Annotated in this window: 10 protein-coding genes and 3 pseudogenes; 9 read left to right on the top strand and 4 right to left on the bottom strand. The window is 60.1% G+C overall.

Going from position 1 to position 19,236, the window contains the following annotated elements:
- Positions 1 to 285 precede the first annotated feature (285 nt).
- From PO860_RS15155 to PO860_RS15175, 5 genes and pseudogenes are all read left to right on the top strand, one after another.
- Positions 286 to 1,521, top strand: a complete 1,236-nt coding sequence (locus PO860_RS15155) for an alpha/beta hydrolase (RefSeq protein ID WP_183608346.1) — start codon at positions 286 to 288, stop codon at positions 1,519 to 1,521.
- Between the two features lie 38 nt (positions 1,522 to 1,559).
- Positions 1,560 to 3,746: a mechanosensitive ion channel family protein gene (locus tag PO860_RS15160; protein WP_273884533.1), complete on the top strand. Its 2,187-nt coding sequence runs from the start codon at positions 1,560 to 1,562 to the stop codon at positions 3,744 to 3,746.
- A gap of 40 nt (positions 3,747 to 3,786) precedes the next feature.
- Positions 3,787 to 4,218 (top strand): hypothetical protein, encoded by a 432-nt coding sequence (locus PO860_RS15165; RefSeq protein ID WP_183607907.1) that lies wholly within the window; start codon positions 3,787 to 3,789, stop codon positions 4,216 to 4,218.
- A gap of 179 nt (positions 4,219 to 4,397) precedes the next feature.
- Positions 4,398 to 6,185 carry an adenylate cyclase gene (locus PO860_RS15170; RefSeq protein ID WP_273884534.1) on the top strand — a complete coding sequence of 596 codons (1,788 nt, stop codon included), beginning with the start codon at positions 4,398 to 4,400 and terminating at the stop codon, positions 6,183 to 6,185.
- A 2-nt stretch (positions 6,186 to 6,187) separates the two neighbouring features.
- Positions 6,188 to 6,417, top strand: a pseudogene (locus PO860_RS15175) (hypothetical protein); the annotation flags it as partial.
- A gap of 612 nt (positions 6,418 to 7,029) precedes the next feature.
- Here PO860_RS15175 and PO860_RS15180 read toward each other — a convergent pair.
- Together PO860_RS15180 and PO860_RS15185 are read right to left on the bottom strand one after the other, a co-directional pair.
- A complete protein-coding gene (locus tag PO860_RS15180) occupies positions 7,030 to 8,256 on the bottom strand; it encodes an HlyD family secretion protein (protein WP_275037886.1) in 1,227 nt (408 codons plus the stop codon).
- A gap of 1 nt (position 8,257) precedes the next feature.
- Positions 8,258 to 8,716 (bottom strand): hypothetical protein, encoded by a 459-nt coding sequence (locus tag PO860_RS15185; RefSeq protein ID WP_272781842.1) that lies wholly within the window; start codon positions 8,714 to 8,716, stop codon positions 8,258 to 8,260.
- Between the two features lie 763 nt (positions 8,717 to 9,479).
- Here PO860_RS15185 and leuS point away from each other — a divergent pair.
- The 3 genes and pseudogenes from leuS (at position 9,480) to PO860_RS15200 (ending at position 14,306) form a co-directional block, all read left to right on the top strand.
- Positions 9,480 to 12,006 (top strand): annotated as a pseudogene (leuS, locus tag PO860_RS15190) (leucine--tRNA ligase).
- 336 nt (positions 12,007 to 12,342) lie between these two features.
- Entirely contained in the window at positions 12,343 to 12,669 is a 327-nt protein-coding gene (locus PO860_RS15195) for a hypothetical protein (protein WP_126908466.1), read from the top strand.
- Between the two features lie 216 nt (positions 12,670 to 12,885).
- Positions 12,886 to 14,306: pseudogene (locus tag PO860_RS15200) on the top strand (peptidoglycan L,D-endopeptidase MepK).
- 232 nt (positions 14,307 to 14,538) lie between these two features.
- Here PO860_RS15200 and PO860_RS15205 read toward each other — a convergent pair.
- Both PO860_RS15205 and PO860_RS15210 read right to left on the bottom strand, forming a co-directional pair.
- Positions 14,539 to 15,477: a sialate O-acetylesterase gene (locus PO860_RS15205; protein ID WP_272781839.1), complete on the bottom strand. Its 939-nt coding sequence runs from the start codon at positions 15,475 to 15,477 to the stop codon at positions 14,539 to 14,541.
- Positions 15,478 to 15,841: 364 nt separating this feature from the next.
- Positions 15,842 to 16,780 carry a sialate O-acetylesterase gene (locus tag PO860_RS15210; RefSeq protein ID WP_273884537.1) on the bottom strand — a complete coding sequence of 313 codons (939 nt, stop codon included), beginning with the start codon at positions 16,778 to 16,780 and terminating at the stop codon, positions 15,842 to 15,844.
- Between the two features lie 425 nt (positions 16,781 to 17,205).
- Here PO860_RS15210 and PO860_RS15215 point away from each other — a divergent pair, with 425 nt between their 5' ends.
- On the top strand, positions 17,206 to 19,188 hold the full coding sequence (locus PO860_RS15215; protein WP_273884539.1) for an acyltransferase family protein: 1,983 nt from the start codon (positions 17,206 to 17,208) through the stop codon (positions 19,186 to 19,188).
- Positions 19,189 to 19,236: the final 48 nt, after the last annotated feature.

A 19,236-nucleotide genomic window follows, 5' to 3' on the forward strand; every position in this document is an offset into this window, starting at 1 on the left:
GCTTCCAGTGCATGTTCGCTGAAGATTGATCCTCCGGGCAGTATGTTACCGTAACATACGGATACGGACCGGCCGCGGCTCCAAGACTACGTAACATACCAGATGTTACGGGTAAGTCCGCGCGCGCTCGCATAGCTTTCTGCTCGGCTAGGACCGTTTCTGCAGATGCGGCTCCGTGCCAGGGGCGAACTGCAGCGGGGAAGAAGCGTGATCAGATTGAACTTTGTCGGCGACCGTCTACACGGGGGCATTTCACTACGCGTGCCTTCGTTTTTCGCCATAGCGATGTTGGTGGCAGTGGCAGGATGCGGCGGCCACCCGAAGAACGTGCTCATTCCGGTAGCCGACAGTTCGCCGCAATCGACGAAGGTGGATATGCTGGTAACCACCACCCGCAGCCGGTCCACCGTGAAGGGCGAGATGTTCAGCGGCGAACGTGCACTTGCCCCGGCTTTTGCCGACATCACGGTATCCATTCCGCCCGCGAGCGCCCGAAAGGTCGGGGAGGTCGCTTGGCCGAAGCGGCTTCCATCCAATCCCGCAACCGACTTCGCGACCCTGAAGGCCGATGAAATTACACGGGACGATGCCAGGAAATGGCTCAGCGCCTCAGTCAGAAAGAGCCGCGACGGAAGTGTCCTGGTATTTATCCATGGCTTCAACAACCGTTTCGAGGACTCCGTCTATCGATTTGCCCAGATCGTCCAGGATTCCGGCGTTCATAGCGCGCCGGTGCTCGTCACGTGGCCGTCGCGCGGCAGCCTTCTCGCTTACGGCTACGACCGCGAAAGCACCAACTACACACGCAACGCATTAGAGACGCTCTTCCAATATCTCGCCAAGGACCCGGAGGTAAAGGAGGTCTCGATCCTGGCGCACTCAATGGGAAATTGGCTGGCGCTAGAAGCATTGCGCCAAATGGCGATCCGAAATGGGCGCCTTCCCGCCAAGTTCGAGAACGTGATGCTTGCCGCGCCCGACGTCGATGTCGACGTCTTCCGCCAGCAGATCGTCGACATGGGGAAGCAGCATCCGAAGTTCACGCTGTTCGTCTCACGGGACGACCGCGCGCTTGCCGTCTCCCGCAGGGTCTGGGGCGACGTCGCGCGCCTCGGCGCGATTGATCCGGAACAGGCCCCGTTCAAGAAGGAACTTGCCGACAGCCAGATCACGGTGATCGATCTCACCAAGGTGAAGGCGGGCGACAGTCTGAACCACGGCAAATTCGCGGAATCGCCTGAAGTCGTTCGCCTAATCGGTGCGCGGATCTCCGACGGCCAGACCTTGACCGACAGCAAGGTCGGTCTCGGGGACACGATCCTCGCCGCGACAACTAATACAGCCGCCGCAGCCGGCAGCGCCGCCGGATTGATCCTTGCGGCACCCGTCGCCATCGTCGACGCCAACACCAGGGACAACTACGCCACTGAAGTCGAAGGTCTTACTGGAGCCTCCGGCCAGAAGGCGAAGCGGCCGACCTGCACGAGTGACGATGCTTCACGGACGACGTGCGTACGATAGCCCTCCAGCCGCCAATGTTTTCAAATCCGGGAATTACGATGGACGTTCTTTCGAAGCAGTCTCCGCCGAAGACCATCATTCAGGCCGTTGCTCTCCTGGGGGCAATGGCGTGGGGCGGGCTGCCGGTGGCGGCGCAGGTTGCCTCGCCTTCGGTTTCTCAGCCTGGCCAGCAGGCGGCGACGCCCCCGGAAAGCGTCCGACAATTTACTGACCTTCTCAGCAAGCCAGAGGTCCAGACCTGGATTCGAGGACAGGTGACCTCCCCTGTCTCCGCCGCGCCCCCTCCGGTCGCGCAAGCGAGCGACAAAGTCTCCTTCGCCGAGACTACGATGCGCCTTCGAAACCATGCCGCCGGTCTTCTCGCCGGGACGCAGGCCTTTCCCTCGGAGGCCGTGCGCGGCGCCGCCCTACTTGAGCGGGACGTCGAGGCGAATGGCGGAACGCGACCCATCTTCCTGGTGATCGCCTTCGTCGCAGCCGGACTGGCAACGCAATGGCTGTTCTGGTGGATCACCGCAGGATGGCGCACATGGATGGCCCGAGCATCTTTCTCAACGGTTCGCGAGAGGATCGTCGCCGTGGTCGCGCGTTCGATATGGGCGGCGGGCTACGTCCTTTCCTTCGGGTTCGGCAGCATCGGCTTCTTCCTTCTTTTTCAATGGCCACCCATCATCAGGGAGGTCGTTGTCGGCTACCTATTTGCCGTCGTCGTCTTTCGGCTGGCAAGTGCTGTGTTCGATGTGTTGCTTGCACCGCACCGGCTGGTCCAGAACCAGTTCCGCGTGGTTCCCGTTTCAGACCAGGCCGCCCGCTTCTGGGCGAAGCGCCTGAGCTACGCTGCCGGCTGGTATGCGTTCGGCTGGGTGACCATTCGTCTGCTTGGCACGCTTGGGTTTTCCGTGCCGTCCCAGCAGCTCGTAGCCTATGCACTCGGGCTCATCTTGCTCGCCATCGGCATAGAAGCCGTCTGGCGACGCCCGGTCGCGGACGACCCGGTCGAACAACCGCGCCACATCGGCCTGCGCGCCCGACACTGGTTATGGACCGCCTACTTCGTCGGCATCTGGCTGCTATGGGTGATTGGGGCCGTGAAGCTGTTCTGGATAGCGGTAGTCTGTGCGGCCCTTCCCGGAGCGGTCGCCCTCACCAAGGCCTCGGTGAACAATCTCCTGCGTTCGTCCGAACACGTTGAAGACGGTCACAAGCGAGGCACGGTGGTCTCCGTCGTCGTCGAGCGCGGCATCCGGGCAGCTCTCATTGTCGGAGCAATCCTCCTGCTCGCTGAAGTCCTTGAGATTCAGCTGACGGAAATGACCATGCAGGATTCACCCGTCGTCCGCCTTGTGCGCGGAGCGCTCAGCGCAGGAGTCATTCTGCTGGTCGTGGACCTTGCCTGGAATGTCGTGAAAGTCCTGATCGACCGAAGGCTTAGCGACACCGAAGCGGCGCTGGAATTTGGCAGTGAACGGGAGCGACGGCGCACCCGCTTGAGAACCTTGCTGCCGATCCTGCGTAACTTCGTGATGATTCTCTTCGCCGCCGTCGCAATTATGATGGCGCTGTCGGCGCTTGGCGTGGAGATCGGGCCGCTGATCGCAGGCGCGGGCGTCGTCGGCGTAGCGATCGGCTTCGGCGCGCAGACGGTGGTCAAGGACATCATCAGCGGAATGTTCTATCTGCTCGACGACGCCTTCAGGGTTGGCGAGTATATCCAGAGCGGCAGTTACAAAGGGACGGTCGAGTCCTTCAGCTTGAGATCGGTGAAGCTTCGGCACCAGCGTGGCGCAGTCTACATCGTGCCCTTCAGCGAGCTCGGAGCGGTCCAGAACATGAGCCGAGACTGGGCGATCGAGAAGATGACGATCACCGTCGCCTACGATGCCGACATCGAGAAGGCGCGAAAGATCATCAAGAAGATCGGGTTGGAGTTGTTTGAAGATCCCGAGTTCAAACCGACGACGATCGAGCCGTTGAAGATGCAGGGCATCGACAGCCTGGGCGATTCCGGACTTCTCCTCCGGATGAAGGTGATGACGCTCCCCGGTCAGCAGTTCACGCTGAAGCGCCGTGCGCTGCGAATGATCCATCAGGCCTTCAACGAGAATGGAATCAAGATCGCCGTGCCAACCGTGCAGGTTTCGGGCGGGAAGGACGAAGGCGTCGCCGCTGCCGCCCAGCAGGCGCTCGCCGCACACAATGCTGCGATCGCGGCCGGCACCCAGTGAAGTTTTTGCCAAGCAACTAAGAGATATCGGAGGAACGGGAATGAAAGCACTCACCATCCCAAGTCACCTGCTCGCGGCCCTGGCCTTGTTGATGCTTATCTTCGCGCCTCTCCTCGTGCCTTCGACTGCCGAGGCCCGACGTGGCGTAGCGGCATGCGGTCCGAGAGGGTGCGCGGCGGCGGCGTGCGGCCCGCGCGGATGTGCCGCCGCCGGTCGGACAGGACCAGGGTATCGTCCCGTCCATCGCCCGGCCGTACCCCCAGCATACAGACCTGCCCGAGGTGGGGTGGTCGTGGTCAGCCCACGTCGCTACTGGCGGCCGGGAGCAGCGATCGCAGCAGGCGCGGCCATCGGCTTCGTTGCAGGCGCCGCGGCAGTCTCTCTGGCGGGCACGCCACCTCAACCGGGCCAGTGCTGGTATTACACCTCGCCTGCCAAGACGACAGGGTTCTGGGACGTCTGCCCGCATTGAGAGCTCCCCAACGGAGCTGGACGGGCCAACGCGACCTCCTCCAGCCTCTGTTATATTCAGTGCGCCGCATATTCGTGGACGAGGACGTTTTCCGGGTGTACGGTTTTTCCCGCACAAGCCCCAACGCCAGTCCCGGACATCCGGGATCGCGGGCGGGCGGCGCATACGGGGAGAGGACCGTGACAGCATCGACCAGGGACGACCTGCCGTGCGTCGAAGAGGTTCGGGCACAGCTTCAACGCATACTTGCCGACCCCGAATTTCCAGCGGTCGGACGTGTCGCATCCTTTCTACGTTACGTCGTGGAGGAGACGCTCGAAGGCCGTGGCGGCCGCATCAAGGGCTACGCGATCGCCGTGGAGGTATTCGGTCGACGCGACACGTTCTCGCAGGACGATCCGGTCGTCCGCATCGAAGCCGGCCGGCTCCGCCGCTCCCTCGAGCACTACTACCTTCTCGGCGGCAAGAACGATCCGGTCAGGATCGACGTTCCGAAGGGTGGCTACGTTCCATCCTTTTCATGGAACGACCCGCCCCCGCAGAAACCCGACAACCAGCCACTGCAAGCGGAAGTTCCCCGGTCTCCCGATCCATGGTGGCGCGGGCGTCGTGCGGCCTTCGCAGGCGGCGGAACCGTTGCCGCCCTGGCCGCGCTTCTTATCGTCTTGGGTCTAGCCTCCCCTTCGCCGCCTGCAACCGTTGCCGACGCAGTGCCTGATCGTCCAACCCTCGTCGTCGCTCCGTTCGCCAATCTGGGCAACGATTCAAACGCGCAGCTCTATGCCATCGGGCTCACCGAAGAGCTGCTGACCGCACTTCCCCGGTTCAAGGAAGTCAAAGTCTTCGGCCGCGAGACGTCGAAGACGCTGCCCTCCGACGTCGACGCCTCGCGGGTGCGCGAAAAGCTCGGAGCACGATATCTTTTGGCCGGCGGCGTGCGCGCTTCGGGCACCCGGCTTCGCGTCACCGTTCGCCTTCTTGACACGTCGGACGACGCGATCGTCTGGTCCCAGGACTACGAGAACGATATCGCGTCAGACGACCTTTTCGCCATCCAGACCGACGTCGCACGAAGGGTCGCGACGACGATCGCGCAGCCATATGGCGTGATAGCGCAGGTCGACGTCGCGAACCAGCCGCCGGACGACCGTGGGACCTATGCATGCACGTTGCACTTCTACGCCTACCGGTCGGAATTGAGCGTCGACGGGCATTTGAAGGTACGCGAATGCCTGGAGACCGCAGTCGCCCGCTACCCTACCTACGCCACCGCCTGGGCGATGCTCTCGATCGTCTACCTCGATGAGGACCGGTTCAAGTTCAACGTCCAGAACGGAACCGACCCGCCGATGCAGCGCGCGTTGAGAGCCGCCCGGCGGTCGACGCAGCTCGATGCCGGCAATACGCGCGGCCTTCAAGCCCTGATGATGGCGTTGTTCTTCAACCGCGAATTCGATGATGCCATGCGGATCGGCGAGCAGGCCCTCGCCACCAACCCGAACGACACCGAGCTCATGGGCGAGTTCGGGACGCGGCTTTCCATGGGGGGCGATTGGGCGCGGGGCGCGGCCTTGCTCGACCGAGCCATAGCCCTCAACCCCGGAGGCGGCGGCTACTTCCACGGTACGCGCGCGCTAGCCGCCTATATGCTTCATGACAACGCCACCGCCGTGCGTGAAATTGATCAGGCCGACCTGCAGAAGTTTCCCCTCTTCCATGCAGTAGCAGCGGTCATTTATGCCGAAGCGGGAAAGACTGAGATGGCTCGGCGCGAAGGAGAGGCATTCGTCAAGATGCGCACGGACTTCCTGCCCAACGTCGCTTCGGAACTCGCGATTCGCAATCTGCAACCTGCCGACGCCGCCCGGCTGATCAACGGGTTCCGCAAAGCTGGAATGCCGGTTCCGCAAGATGTGGTCGCCAGCGCCACGCTGGGCGTGGCCGCATCAGACCTACAGCCCCGCTAGCCCGGGGAAGCAACTTCTTCACGCCTGAGGTCTACCTGACTGGATGGAGCCTCGCCGGTGCGGCTGGGGCCGACCTCGACTGAGACGTTGCGCTTGCCGTGGGTTATAAGTTCACGGACACCATATTGGCGTCGCGGGATATCGCCCCCTCGGAGTGAACTACGAAAAGTATGGATTCGTCTTCGACGTCGTCCAGCAGAGTCCGATCATCGGCGTCGCCATCCGTTTCTGACGACACTGACAGCGTCGTGCAATGGAGAGGTGCGACCGAGCACTCGAAAGCCGCCGCCTGGGAGTTCCTGCTTTGCGATCAGACCCTGGGGTCGTCTACCTTCCCTGAATCGTCTTCCCGGTGTTCCACGAGGTCAGGAGGCCCTGGGAGAGCCGCAGAGGATCACCCAGTCGACGTATGTCTCGGTCCTATGCTGCACGCTGTTCCCGCAGGTCTGCTACCGGTCGAGGGTTCGATGGGTGGCCGTCCGGGTTCCGTTCAACAACATGGTCGCCGCACATCTGATATCGTTCGTGGCCCGGCTGAGCTTCCTATTCGGCGCTTTCTTCTTGACGATCATCTTCGGCCCCCTGCCAGAACTCGGTGCATTTCCACCGCGGGGAGAGCGATCCCGAGCGGGGTGTCCATCGCTGCGGTTTGTTCGGCCCTATTGCTGTTCGCTCGAGCTTGAGAGATTTGGATGAGTCATCGAAAGGGAGGATCAGGTCGGTGAGAAGCCTCCACGAGATCGGAGGCGTCCCTCGTTGCGCCGCAAGCGGCGATAACGGATAGCACTTATGTGTTTCCGAAGATGCCGGCTCGCGACGCCTAGCGCCGCGGGCCGGCGTTTTTTCAATGTCCGGATAGAACCAGCGTCTGAACCGGGAGAAGCGTCGCCTGCATCCGCAGGATCATCGCATGCACGAGCCCGACGGCGTCGACAATGTGCAGAAGGAGCCACTTGCCCGAGCTGATGTTCGGATCGGCCAGCGCATCGTGATTGTTCGTATAGGCGTTCGCTATGCAACTGCTCCCCGGAGGAACGGCGTCGAGGCCGCCCTGGAAGAGTGGCTCCAGGAATACCGTCAGTGTTCCCGGCTGCCCCATCTGTTGGACGTCGACCAATTGGTCGGACGCCCGCAACTGTCCGGCGGCGATGACGTCCTGCACTTCGGTGACCACCATCGGGATGATGGTAAAGGGCTTTCCGATGCACGTCGCCTCGGCGATCATGCCGCGCTTCATGACCTGGGCCTCGATCTGCCCGAAGCCGGCGACAAGCGTCGTGCGGCCTGCGTTTTCCGGCACCAGAATTCCGGCGGGGCGCAGCATCGCGTTGACGACGTCGCCAGGCCGCAGTGTGAACTGCTGGACCGTGCCCGTCACGCCTGCCCGCACCGTCGTCTTGTCCAGTTCGACCTGCGCCTGCGCCTGAGCGGCTTCGGCGCTTGCCTTCTGGGCGGGGAGCAGGACGGCGATCTGCGTCTGCAATGTCTGCTTCTTAGCGAGGACGGCGTCGACCGCGCCCTTGCGGCTGTCGATCGTCGTGGCGAGTCGGTCGACTTCGCGCTTGGCGACGGCGTTGTTCGTCAGAAGCTCCGACTTCATCTCGTATTCGTCGACGGCGGTCTGATACGCGCCCTGCGCCTCCCTGATCTGTCCGTCGACGCCCGCCAGCTCGGTCTGGGCGACGGTCATTGCCGCGTCGGCTTCGGCGATGCGTCGACGAGCCGTTTCGAGTGCGGCCTCCTGCTCTGACGAGTCGAGGCGGAAGAGCGGGGTTCCAGCTTCGACCTTCTGGTTGAGGCCGACGAAGACCTCTTCGACCCGGCCGGTCGATTCCGGAAGGATGCTCACGGTTCTGAAGATCGCCGTGACGTTCTTGGTTGAAGGATGAAAGTAGAAAATCATCGTAATCAGCGAGACGGTCAGCACCAGGCAAGCCGTTATGCCCCATCGCAGTTCGTACCAAACGGTGTATAGGGTGATGTCATGTCCGATCCTCTTTCCCTGTGCGTAGCGGCGGAACAGATAGTCGGGGAAAATCGTCAGCAGAGAGCAAAGCAATAGTTCGAACATCTCAGATACCTTCCCCATGCACGGTAGTTTTGGCCGGCGCCATCGCAGGCTTGGCCGTATCGGCCGCCTCGAAGGGTTCCGTCATAAGCGCAGGATCGCCCGTCGTCGCGGCGTCGCGGCCGGAGAGCTTGCCAAGTGACTGAGCGATCGAATAGAGCGGCGAGGAAAAGTCCGGGATTTGCACGAACGCCAGTAGCAGGCCCGCGATCCAGAACAGATGATTATGGGTGAACAGAGAGATGAGCGCGAGAACTGCCACCACCTCCATCTGCACCTTGCTCGTACGATGGGCCATGCGTTCAGGAACGGCATGAAGTTGAAAATAGAGATTGCCGACCGCAAGCACAGCCACGACCAGGAAGATGATCACCGCGACGAACAGATAGTCCGTCTGTCCGGGTTGAGAAATGAACACAGGTAAATGTTCGATTGCGGCTGGATTGACTGCTGCGTCTGTCATTCGACCACCTCGACAAAGAAAACGGTTTAACTCGCATGCGTTTCAAAAACATGCGCGTTGCTGTGGTCTAGTGAACGAATGGAGATGGTGTGTAGTATGTTACAGTAACATACGGTTGGAGACGCCGTGGGAACTCGCCCGGAAGGCCCCCGTCGAAGCACGTTGGCGACCCTTACTGCGCATTGTTTGGCGCCTGATGAACACATCGAGGAAACTTTGCCGACGACTGTGGCACAGAAGTTCGGTTTCCAGTCGATGCAGAATCCGGCCACGCGATGCCGACGCGTCAGGATCTTGAACCGTAGCTAGCACTCAGCATCGTCGAACGTGGACCGAAGCGTTTCGAGGGTCGCAACTCGGCATCCTTGTCACCGATGGCATCGGTGCCAGGCTACTCAAGGGCCACATCATCGGCGACCATCAAGCAGAAGGCCGTCTTCATTATGCGAAGAGATGGCCGTTGCCACTCGCACGAAGATTCGGAAGGCGAGGAAAGAGAAGACGGGGTACGAAGACCTGCTCCGAGAACTCCATCACCTCGCTCAAGCTAACCGCGCCACCAGCGTCTGGACAGGAAAGCGGTTCCGTGGCATCAAAAAAGACATGAACAGCGCGTGCACCAATTCAAAGCTCCTACTCGCCATCATTCCGATGGTGGGTTAGCACGCGCTTGCGTTTTAAAGATGCAGCAACCCGCCGAAGAGGCGGGTTTTTTGTTGCCATTCCTCTTCGGTCGGAATTTCCGGACAGAAGGGAGTTCGCAATGCCGTATGATCCCAAGACGATCGAGCCGCGATGGCAGCGATACTGGGAGGAAAACCAGACGTTCAGGACGGAGGACGACCAAAGCCGTCCGAAGTATTATGTCCTGGACATGTTTCCCTATCCGTCCGGCGACGGCCTGCATGTCGGTCATCCGGAAGGCTATACCGCAACCGACGTCGTGGCCCGGTACAAGCGCATGATGGGCTTCAATGTCCTGCATCCGATGGGGTGGGATGCCTACGGGCTGCCCGCCGAGCGATACGCAGTGCGGACGGGCGTCCATCCAGCGATCACCACGCGGCGCAACATCTCGAATTTCAGGAAGCAGGTCCGGCGTCTGGGCTTTTCCTACGATTGGAGTCGGGAGATTTCGACCACCGATCCCGAGTTCGTACGATGGACGCAATGGATCTTCCTGCAAATGTATAAGGCTGGCCTGGCCTACCAGGCAGACGTTGCCGTCAACTGGTGCCCGGCACAAGGCACGGTCCTCGCCAACGAGGAAGTGAAGGACGGCCGCTACGTGGAAACCGGAGACCCGGTGGAGCGTCGCACGATGCGTCAGTGGATGCTGAAAATCACCGCCTATGCCGATCGCCTGCTCGCCGATCTGGACGAACTGGACTGGCCGGAAGGCGTCAAGGCGATGCAGCGCAACTGGATCGGCAGATCAGAAGGCGCTGAGGTGACCTTCGACGTCGAGGATGGAGAGAGTTCCCTGACAGTTTACACCACGCGTCCGGAAACGATCTTCGGCGCTACGTTCATCGTCCTGTCCCCTGAGCACCCTGCTATCGATGCCATCGCTTCCGCCGGCCAACGCGGAGAGGTCGACGCCTACCGCGCCCGCGCGGCGGCAATGAGCGTGATAGAGAAGTCGCAAGCTCAGTCGAAAAGCGGAGTGTTCACCGGAGCCTATGCGATCAACCCGGCGAATGGTTCGCGGATTCCGGTGTGGCTGGCTGACTACGTGCTGATGGCCTACGGCACCGGAGCAATCATGGCCGTTCCCGCCCATGACGACTGCGACCGCAATTTCGCGCAGGAGTTCGGGCTGCCGATCGTCGAAGTCGTGTCGGCGTCTGGCTCCCCCTCCGGCGATGTGCCGTCCGCTGCGCAGACTGGGGAAGGCTCGATGGTCAACTCCGGCTTCATGGATGGAATGGAGACGCAAACGGCGAGAACGGCAGCGATCTCATGGATGACCGAGCAAGGCGTCGGTGTGGAACGCATCGAGTATAAGCTGCGCGACTGGCTGTTCTCGCGGCAGAGATACTGGGGAGAACCTTTTCCTATCCTGCATGCAGCCGGCGGCAGTATCGTGCCCCTGCCGGAGGACGCCCTGCCACTGCTGCCTCCGGAACTCAACGAGTACAGGCCAACGCCGGACGGGGAGCCGCCGCTGGCACGGGCGGGCGATTGGGTCCGGACGGTCGATCCGAAGTCCGGCATGGACGCTCTGCGGGAAACCAACACGATGCCGCAATGGGCGGGATCGTGCTGGTATTACCTGCGCTTTGCCGATCCCTGGAACGGGACCGCGCCGATTGATCCAGAGAAGGAGAAATACTGGCTGCCCGTCGATCTCTATGTGGGAGGAGCCGAGCATGCGGTGCTGCATCTGCTCTACGCGCGCTTCTGGCACAAAGTCCTGTTCGACATCGGCGTCGTGACCTCCAAGGAGCCGTTCCGCAAGCTGTTCAACCAGGGAATGATCCTGGCCTTCAGCTACAAGGACGCGACCGGCAGGTACTATCGACCCGAGGACGCGGCCGAGCGCGACGGTCGCTGGTATGTCGGAGAAATCGAGGTCGAGCGCCAGGTCGAGAAGATGTCGAAGTCGAAGTTCAATGTCGTCAATCCTGACGAGGTGGTCGAACGATACGGCGCCGACGCCATGCGTCTGTATGAACTCTTCATGGGGCCATTGGACGTTGCCAAGCCGTGGCAAATGTCCGGCGTGGCCGGGGTCAGCCGCTTCCTCCACCGCGTATGGCGGATCGTCATTGGAGAGGATGGCATGGTGTCGAGCAAAATTATCGATGCGAAGCCGTCCCCGGAGATCGCCCGCGTTCTTCACAAGACGATCATGGCTGTCGGCAACGACATCGAGGCCCTGCGTTTCAACACGGCGATCTCAAAGCTGATGGAGCTGTCAAACGTATTGACGGGACTGGGCATCAAAGCCACGGTCGGCAGTCGAATCCTTCGTTCTGCTGCTGGCGCCGTTCGCGCCGCACATTGCCGAGGAACTCTGGAGAATGCTGGGACATCCGGAAAGTCTGTCGCATGAACGCTGGCCGACATACGACCCCACTCTCGCCGACGATGATATTCGCGAATTTATCGTCCAGGTCAACGGCAAGCTGCGAGGCAGGATTCAGGCTCCCTCGACGCTCGCCGCTGATGAACTCGTCAGACTGGCTGCGGAGGAGCCTGACGTTCGGTCGAGGTTGACGGGGAAGGCAGTGCTGAAGGAAATCGTTGTCCCTGGACGGCTGGTGAACTTCGTGCTTGCGCCATAGCATCGAGCCGCTCTGGAACGTGGTCGAGACTGTCGCCACCGCTTCGCGTGGAATCTGAAGATCCTGCTCAGCTTCTTCACGCATCATCGGAGGTGCGGCAGCAATCCGTCCCGTATCGACTCTATACTCGCCCCTGTCCTTGAGAGGTCATCGAGAAAAACTCTTTGTTTTCAATGTCACGAATTGCAGCCAGAGTTGGCGTTAGCACAGTGTTAGCGTGAGCCATTTATCGTTGCGACACCATTGGAAACCCGCCACGGAACATATCAAGGATCGGCTGCAACAGCGACAGGCAGAATGGTGACGGGCTCTGAAACGCCGGCTTACGGAGATGACATGAAACTGGTTCTAGGCAGCGTGATATTGGCGTCTGGCATACTGCTATCCAGCCCGTCGGGATTTGCCGCTTCCGGCGGATGGCAGTCGGATGGGCAAGGCACGAGATACTGGCACGTCACTCCACCGCCCGGGCAATGCAATATAAGCCAGGCGAGAAACCGGGCGCTTCGGGCCGGCATCTATCGCAGCGAGATTATACAGCAGGATGAGAATATCATCGTGCTCAGAGGTCTGGATGAATCAGGCGACCGGCGAACGATCGGTTTCGGCAACATCAGGGGATGCCCTGAGTTGGAAGGCTATGAGGATCCCTCGCACTTCTGAAGGCATGCTTAGAATTTGTTCAGCGAACTTTTCCAGTTCCGACCGGGGTGCGCATTTCTGTGCAAACGTCGCGCCTATACCGATCAGCGAGGCTGGCGGTTAGTAGCTACTTGCGGACGCCGGTTGCGATTGCGCCTCGGATGGGCCGCATCCTCAATTCGCCAAGCTTACACATCCGCTCGTTTGACCATAATCTGGCTCTACGCAGCCTGATGGATGCGGAAGTCCCCGCACGTCGTCGAATGTTTGGTGTGGGCGGGATTGTTCGTGTTGAAGTATCCAGTGCAAGGATTATCGGGCGCAGCCTTGAGCGGAATTGCCAGGCTCCTCTCGCGTGCGGAACGCTTCGCAGCGCAGACCATTCTGCCGGCTCTGTTTGCGCTGCCGGCACTTGTCGGCTCCGCATCATTTGCCTCGGCGGAAGATCGGGCGCTGAAGCTGTTCTTTACCCATACGGGCGAGAGGGCGACGATTACCTACAAGCGGGATGGAAAGTTCGATCCGAAGGGTCTTGCCCAGATCAATCGGTTTCTGCGCGACTGGCGACGGAACGAGCCGACCCGGATGGATCCGCGGCTGCTCGACCTGGTCTGGGAGGTGTATAAGCACAGCGGCGGCAAGGATTATATCCATATCGTCTCCGCCTATCGCTCTCCGGCCACCAACAACATGCTGCGCAACCGCTCGCGCAGCACGGGTGTCGCCAAGAAGAGCCAGCACATGCTGGCAAGGCGATGGACTTCTACGTTCCCGGCGTCAAGCTCGCGACGCTGCGGGCAACGGCCATGCAGTTGCAGGTCGGCGGTGTTGGCTATTATCCGACTTCGGGATCGCCCTTCGTGCATCTCGACCTCGGCAACGTCCGGGCCTGGCCGCGCATGTCGCGGCAGGAACTCGCGCGCATATTCCCGAATGGGCAGACGATGCATCTCCCGGCCGATGGCCGGCCGCTGCCGGGATACAATCAGGCGGTTGCGAGCTGCAAGAAACGCGGCGGCGCCAGCTCGATAGAGATCGCCAGCACCGCTGGAGAAGACGAAGATGTGGCGGGGTCGAGCAGGCCTGACGGCGACACTGGAGATAGCAAGCTGGTGACGGCGATGCTGCCGACGCCGAAAAGCCGCGCCTTGAATGCGCTGGCGCGCCAGACCGGCGCGGTCGAGCGGAATGAAAAAGACCTCGCTGGGGATGTTCCAGCTTTCCCGGTTCCGATACCGGCCATGCGCCCGGTCGCCATGACGCATGATGCGGGCGCGGACGACTCACTGGTGACTGCGTCGATCGGCCCGATCGAGGCGCTTCCGGAACGACGGCCGCCGGCATTGCCGGCCCACGCCCGTTTCCATCCCCTCGCAGCTGCACAGGAAAGCTCCGAGCGGGGCGCAGATATGATCGCCTCGCTGCCGATGACTGCATCCTGGGAAGAAGCGGGCTTCTTGGGATCGACCTCCGAGGCGGCGCTGATGAAATGGGCGCTGCATTCTCCGGGCGAGGCGATCGGGTTGAGCGCGCCTCGCGTCTCGCCCCGCACGGTTCATCGTCAGGCGAATGTTGCGACTTCGGGTGAGGCTGTCATTCCGGTCGCCGCCGCAGGACCATTCGATGCCGGCCGGTTTGTGTCGCCTCCGGAGGGTTGACGTCATCAGCGGTTGATCCGACGGCAATCGCTGCCGAGGTCAGCAGGCCGGGTTCTCGCTTTCTTTTCAGTCATCCGCGTCTGCTGGCGGATAGATTGGCGCGCCGGACGACGTCATCTTCGCCACCGTCCACCCCCGTCGGAGAGCGAGGTGACACCAATGACAAGCGATAAGGTGCCGAATAGCGGATGGGGCCGAAGCGTGCGAAGGTGCGAAACCGGTTCAGCGAAGACTATCGCGAGGCTTCCAGGCGGCTACCCCCGCGCAGAAGGTTCAGCCAGGCCCGCGACACTTTCTCCGCGCCAGTGCCGCCGATATGGCAATCGTCGTAGCGGTCATCCCCATCGAGCAACGCGTCAGAATTTACTCCCTCTCGGATACCATGGCCGCTTTTTGACAGGGCCAGCTGCGCCCGTACAATTGGATTGTCTGGAATATGCTCCTTGAAGCCGCCGTTGCTCGGTTCCAGGCATTTCGATGCGATCGAAATGTAAACGGGTGCCTCGACGCCGTGCTGACGCAGCGTGTCAACCATCGACATGAAATGGTCCTGGTAGGCCTGCGCAGTGGTGCCCAGAACGAGGTCCGCCTCTCCTTGCACCCAGAGGACGCTCGTTATTCGATAGTTGGAATCCTGAAGCTGTTTCATTGTATCGACCAGCACAGGATTGATGTCGCCACCGGGCGCCCACCGTGCGACCTCAGATCCGGAATAAGCGAGAGGCGCGAGGACGACGCTGTCATACTGTCCCGAGGCAATCAAATTGTTCGCAAGGAGCGTCCAGTATTCTCCCTTGGTATCGGTCGATCCAAGAAGTGGCGACGCTGCGACGAAGCACCGTTTGTCAAAGGCGTTGACGACGCGAGCGCCATAATGCGACCTGTGTCGTTGTCCACCGTCGTTGGCCGCGTTCGATTGGCCAAGAATGAGCAAGACAGCCGTTCGATCGGTTTGAGTGGGGCAGGTCACAGAGGTTTTTGATTCATCCCCGATGAGGCGTTCCTTGTCGTCGAAACTATATCGGCTTGGGGCCGCCGGCTTCTCTCCAACAACCGTTTTCCTCAGCGCGGAAAGTTGTGGCCACGGAAAGATCTCATGTCTCGCGCTCATGCCGCCGACGAAGTATATCGCGATTAAGGCGGCCCCGCCGACTGTTAGCGTCTTACGCATCTCGTTACCCTTTACTCCATCACCCGATAGCATGGAGCCTATTGGACTAATCAAGGCCGGTCCAGTTATGCAATAGGGGTAACCCAAGCATCACTCGATATTGACGTCATTCATCGGAGGGTTGACGTCATAGCGGTTGATCCGACGGCAATCGCGGCCGGGGTCAGCAGGCCGGGTCCTCGCTTTCTTTTCAGTCATCCGCGTCTGCTGGCGGATAGATTGGCGCGCCGGACGACGTCATCTTCGCCACCGTCCCCCCGTCGGAGAGCGAGGTGACACCAATGACAAGCGATAGGGTGCCGAATAGCGAACGGGGGCCGAAGCGTGCGAAGCTGCGAAGCTGCGAAAACCGGTTCAGGCAAGTCTATCGCGAGGCTTCCGGGCCGCGATCGCCGCGCAGAAGGTTCAGCCAGGCCCGCGACAGTTTCTCCGCGCCTGAGCCGCCGATATGGCAATCGTCGTAGCGGTCGTCTCCGTCGAGCAACGCGTCAGAATTTACTCCCTCTCGGATAGCGTGGCCGCTTTTTGACAGGGCCAGCTGCGCCCGTACCACCGCATTGTCCGGAATATGCTCCTTGAAGCCGCCGTTGCTCGGTTCCAGGCATTTCGATGCGATCGAAATGTAAACGGGTGCTTCGACGCCGTTCTGACGCAACGTGTCAACCATCGACATGAAATGGTCCTGGTAGGCCTCCGCAGTGGTGCCCAGAACGAGGTCCGCCTCTCCTTGCACCCAGAGGACGCCCGTTATCCGATAACCGGGCTCCTGAAGCTGTTTGACTGTATCGACCAGCACAGGATTGAGGTCACCGCCTTTCGCCCAGCGTGCGACCTCCGATCCGGAATATGCGAGAGGTGCGAGGACGACGCTGTCATACTGTCTCGATGCGATCAAATAATTGCCAAGCAGCGTCCAGTACTCTCCTTTGGTATCGGTCGATCCAAGAAGTGGCGACGCGGCGATGAAGCACCGTTTGTCAAAGGCGTTGACAACGCTAAGGCCATAATTTGACCGATGCCGTTGTCCCCCATCATTGGCCGCGTTCGATTGGCCAAGAATGAGCAGGACAGCCGTTCGATCAGTTTGAGTCGGGCAGGTCACGGGCGTTTTCGATTCATCGCCGATGAGCCGCCCCTTGTCGTCGAAAGTATATCGGCTTGGAGCCGCTGCCTTCTCTCCGCCAACCATTTTCCTCAGCGCGGAAAGTTGTGGCCAAGGAAAGATCTCATGTCTCGCACTCATGCCGCCGAGAAAGTACACGGTGATCAAGGCAGCCCCGCCGACTGCCAGCGTTTTGCGCATGGTCGTGACCTTTAATCATCATCCGATGACTCATCGAGGCTGGTCCAGCCACGAAGGTTCCTTGACACCAGCCACATCTGCTTGCTCGGGCACGATCCTTTGAAAAGAGGTCGTCGTGAAGATCGAGCCCGGTCGCTGCTTCAACTATAGCCCGGGCCAGTGATTGCAATCATCCGGTTGGGTGAGGGATCGCGCCCGCCAGTAATCCCGCGTGCGGCGACATGAAGAAAGTCCCTTTGCGCGTGGGAAGGCGATCACAGATTGGCGCGGCGAGGACAACGTGGGAGCGGGAGCACCGGTTATTCCTCTTCGCTGCCCTGATCATTTGGATCGACGGACACAGGATCTCTGTGTTAGGCAGCCCAAAAGCGCCACTCTTGCGCGCGACCAGAGTACGCTCTCGATATCGAAGGCAGGCGCTAGCATTGAAGGTTTACAGACCAGAGATTGATGGCTTACGGGCCATATCGGTGATCGCGGTTATTCTTTACCACGCCGCTTTCACGGTTGCCGGCCACACGTTGCTTCCTGGTGGATACATTGGCGTCGATGTATTTTTTGTGATCAGCGGCTTCCTGATTTCCCAAATTTTGCTGACGGAAATCGAAGCAACGGGGCGTATCGATTTTCTTAAATTCTATGCCCGGCGCGCGCGGAGAATTCTGCCGGCGTTGTTCGCAGTGATTTTCGCGACAATTCCCCTCGCCTATTATTTTTTGTTACCACTGGAACTCACAGACTACGCGAACTCCATAGGGTCGTCGCTCCTATTTGGATCGAATATCTATTTTTATTTTACCGCGGCTCAGTACGGCGAGCCCAATACCCTTCTCAAGCCTTTTCTTCACACCTGGTCGTTGAGCGTCGAAGAGCAGTTTTATATCGGCTTTCCGGTCTTATTGCTCCTCGTGCGCCGATACCTGAAATCAAGGTTTTTGCCCTGCGTGTTGCTCGCGGCATGCCTCAGCTTTGTATTGTGTATCGTGACGGTGCGGCATGATCCGCAACAGGCCTTCTACTCGCCGCTCACCCGGGCCTGGGAACTGCTGGCCGGAACACTTCTCGCCTATTACGAGGTCAAGCGTGGACGACCTCGCCCTCAGCCGTTGCTCGCGGCGGCCGGGCTTATCCTTGTTCTTGGTTCGCTTATCCTGTTTGGAAAGGATACGGTTCATCCTGGCCGGTTGACTTTGATCCCAGTCATCGGGACCTGTCTGGTGCTCGCATTCGCCGGTCAGCAGAACGCAGCCGGGCGCCTGTTGGCGTCTCGGCCTGCCGCACTCACCGGATTGGTGTCCTACTCTTTATATTTGTGGCACTATCCGGTCTTCGCCTTCTGGCGGTTGACAAGCCTGGATTTCAACAATGGTGACAAGCTTCTCGCCATCGCAATGACGGTCCTGGTCGCGGTCGTCAGCTTTGTCGTCATCGAAAAGCCCTTTCGCCACACCAGGAGAAGCCGCGCCCTCTGGATCACCCTGAGCTCATCCGTTGTCACCATCGCGGCTGCTGTCCTGTCAGCAATCACTATGGCCGGTTTTCCTCACAGGCTGGATGAAGTCTATCCACCTCTGGCGCAGGCGAACGAAGCACGGCTCGAAAGCACTTTTCTAAGCCTGAACGACAACATTCAAGCCGGGAAACCCATTATCTTCATCATCGGGGACTCGCACGCCAGAAACTGGTCGATCGCGCTGAAAAATTACATCGATACCGACCGATATCAAATCGTGGCACTCAGCTACTTGAACTGCATGGTCGAGATCAACAACGATATTGTTAAGGCCCCCTCTCGCGCCAGCATTTACGATAAATACTGCATTCCCTTTGAAAAATATATCAACGACAAATCATTGCTTAGGCGAACGAAAGCGATCTTCCTCACGAGCCTTCGGCCCTTCGAGTACACCGTCAACCCCTTCCGGTTCGAGCTTCTTTCCTGGATGAAAAGCCACTCGGATAACGCGCGCATTTTCGTTTTCGGAAATTATTTCCAGCTCGATGAATCGCACTCGTGCCTGGGGCTGATGTTTCAGAGAAAATCCGATGCCTCCATATGCCTGCGGGAAGCGAGCTATCCGCCGGCCAACCAGCCTTTGGCGCAACTGCCATTGTTCCCATCCGATCTTGCGTTCACCTACGTCGATATCGTTAAGCTTCACTGCGATTACGACAAGGAGAAATGCCTCACCAGCAGCAGGGGTGTTCCGTTCATCACAGACTGGAACCATATGACAGCGGAATTTCTGACGACCCTGATTGGTGACATTCTGGAAAGGAGAACCGCTGACTTGCGGGGCGACGGTCTCCTCGACTTCCTGGTACCGCCGCATGCCGGGCAATCCGAACGAACTGCAAGTTCTCAGCCGAAGGCTGGTGGCACGTCTTCCGCTTCTCCATCGAATTAAGCGGCCGGACACCGGGAAAGACGAGGATGCCAACATTGATGGGGAAGC

This window comes from Rhizobium binxianense, from assembly GCF_028994275.1.
Taxonomy (GTDB): Bacteria; Pseudomonadota; Alphaproteobacteria; order Rhizobiales; family Rhizobiaceae; genus Rhizobium; species Rhizobium binxianense.

Bases quoted from the DNA above. Each gene is read 5' to 3' on its own strand.
- PO860_RS15160 (WP_273884533.1), top strand. From the start codon at position 1,560: ATGGACGTTCTTTCGAAGCAGTCTCCGCCGAAGACCATCATTCAGGCC.
- PO860_RS15195 (WP_126908466.1), top strand. From the start codon at position 12,343: ATGAAACTGGTTCTAGGCAGCGTGATATTGGCGTCTGGCATACTGCTA.
- PO860_RS15210 (WP_273884537.1), bottom strand. From the start codon at position 16,780: ATGCGCAAAACGCTGGCAGTCGGCGGGGCTGCCTTGATCACCGTGTAC.
- PO860_RS15165 (WP_183607907.1), top strand. From the start codon at position 3,787: ATGAAAGCACTCACCATCCCAAGTCACCTGCTCGCGGCCCTGGCCTTG.
- PO860_RS15185 (WP_272781842.1), bottom strand. From the start codon at position 8,716: ATGACAGACGCAGCAGTCAATCCAGCCGCAATCGAACATTTACCTGTG.
- PO860_RS15180 (WP_275037886.1), bottom strand. From the start codon at position 8,256: ATGTTCGAACTATTGCTTTGCTCTCTGCTGACGATTTTCCCCGACTAT.
- PO860_RS15155 (WP_183608346.1), top strand. From the start codon at position 286: ATGTTGGTGGCAGTGGCAGGATGCGGCGGCCACCCGAAGAACGTGCTC.
- PO860_RS15205 (WP_272781839.1), bottom strand. From the start codon at position 15,477: ATGCGTAAGACGCTAACAGTCGGCGGGGCCGCCTTAATCGCGATATAC.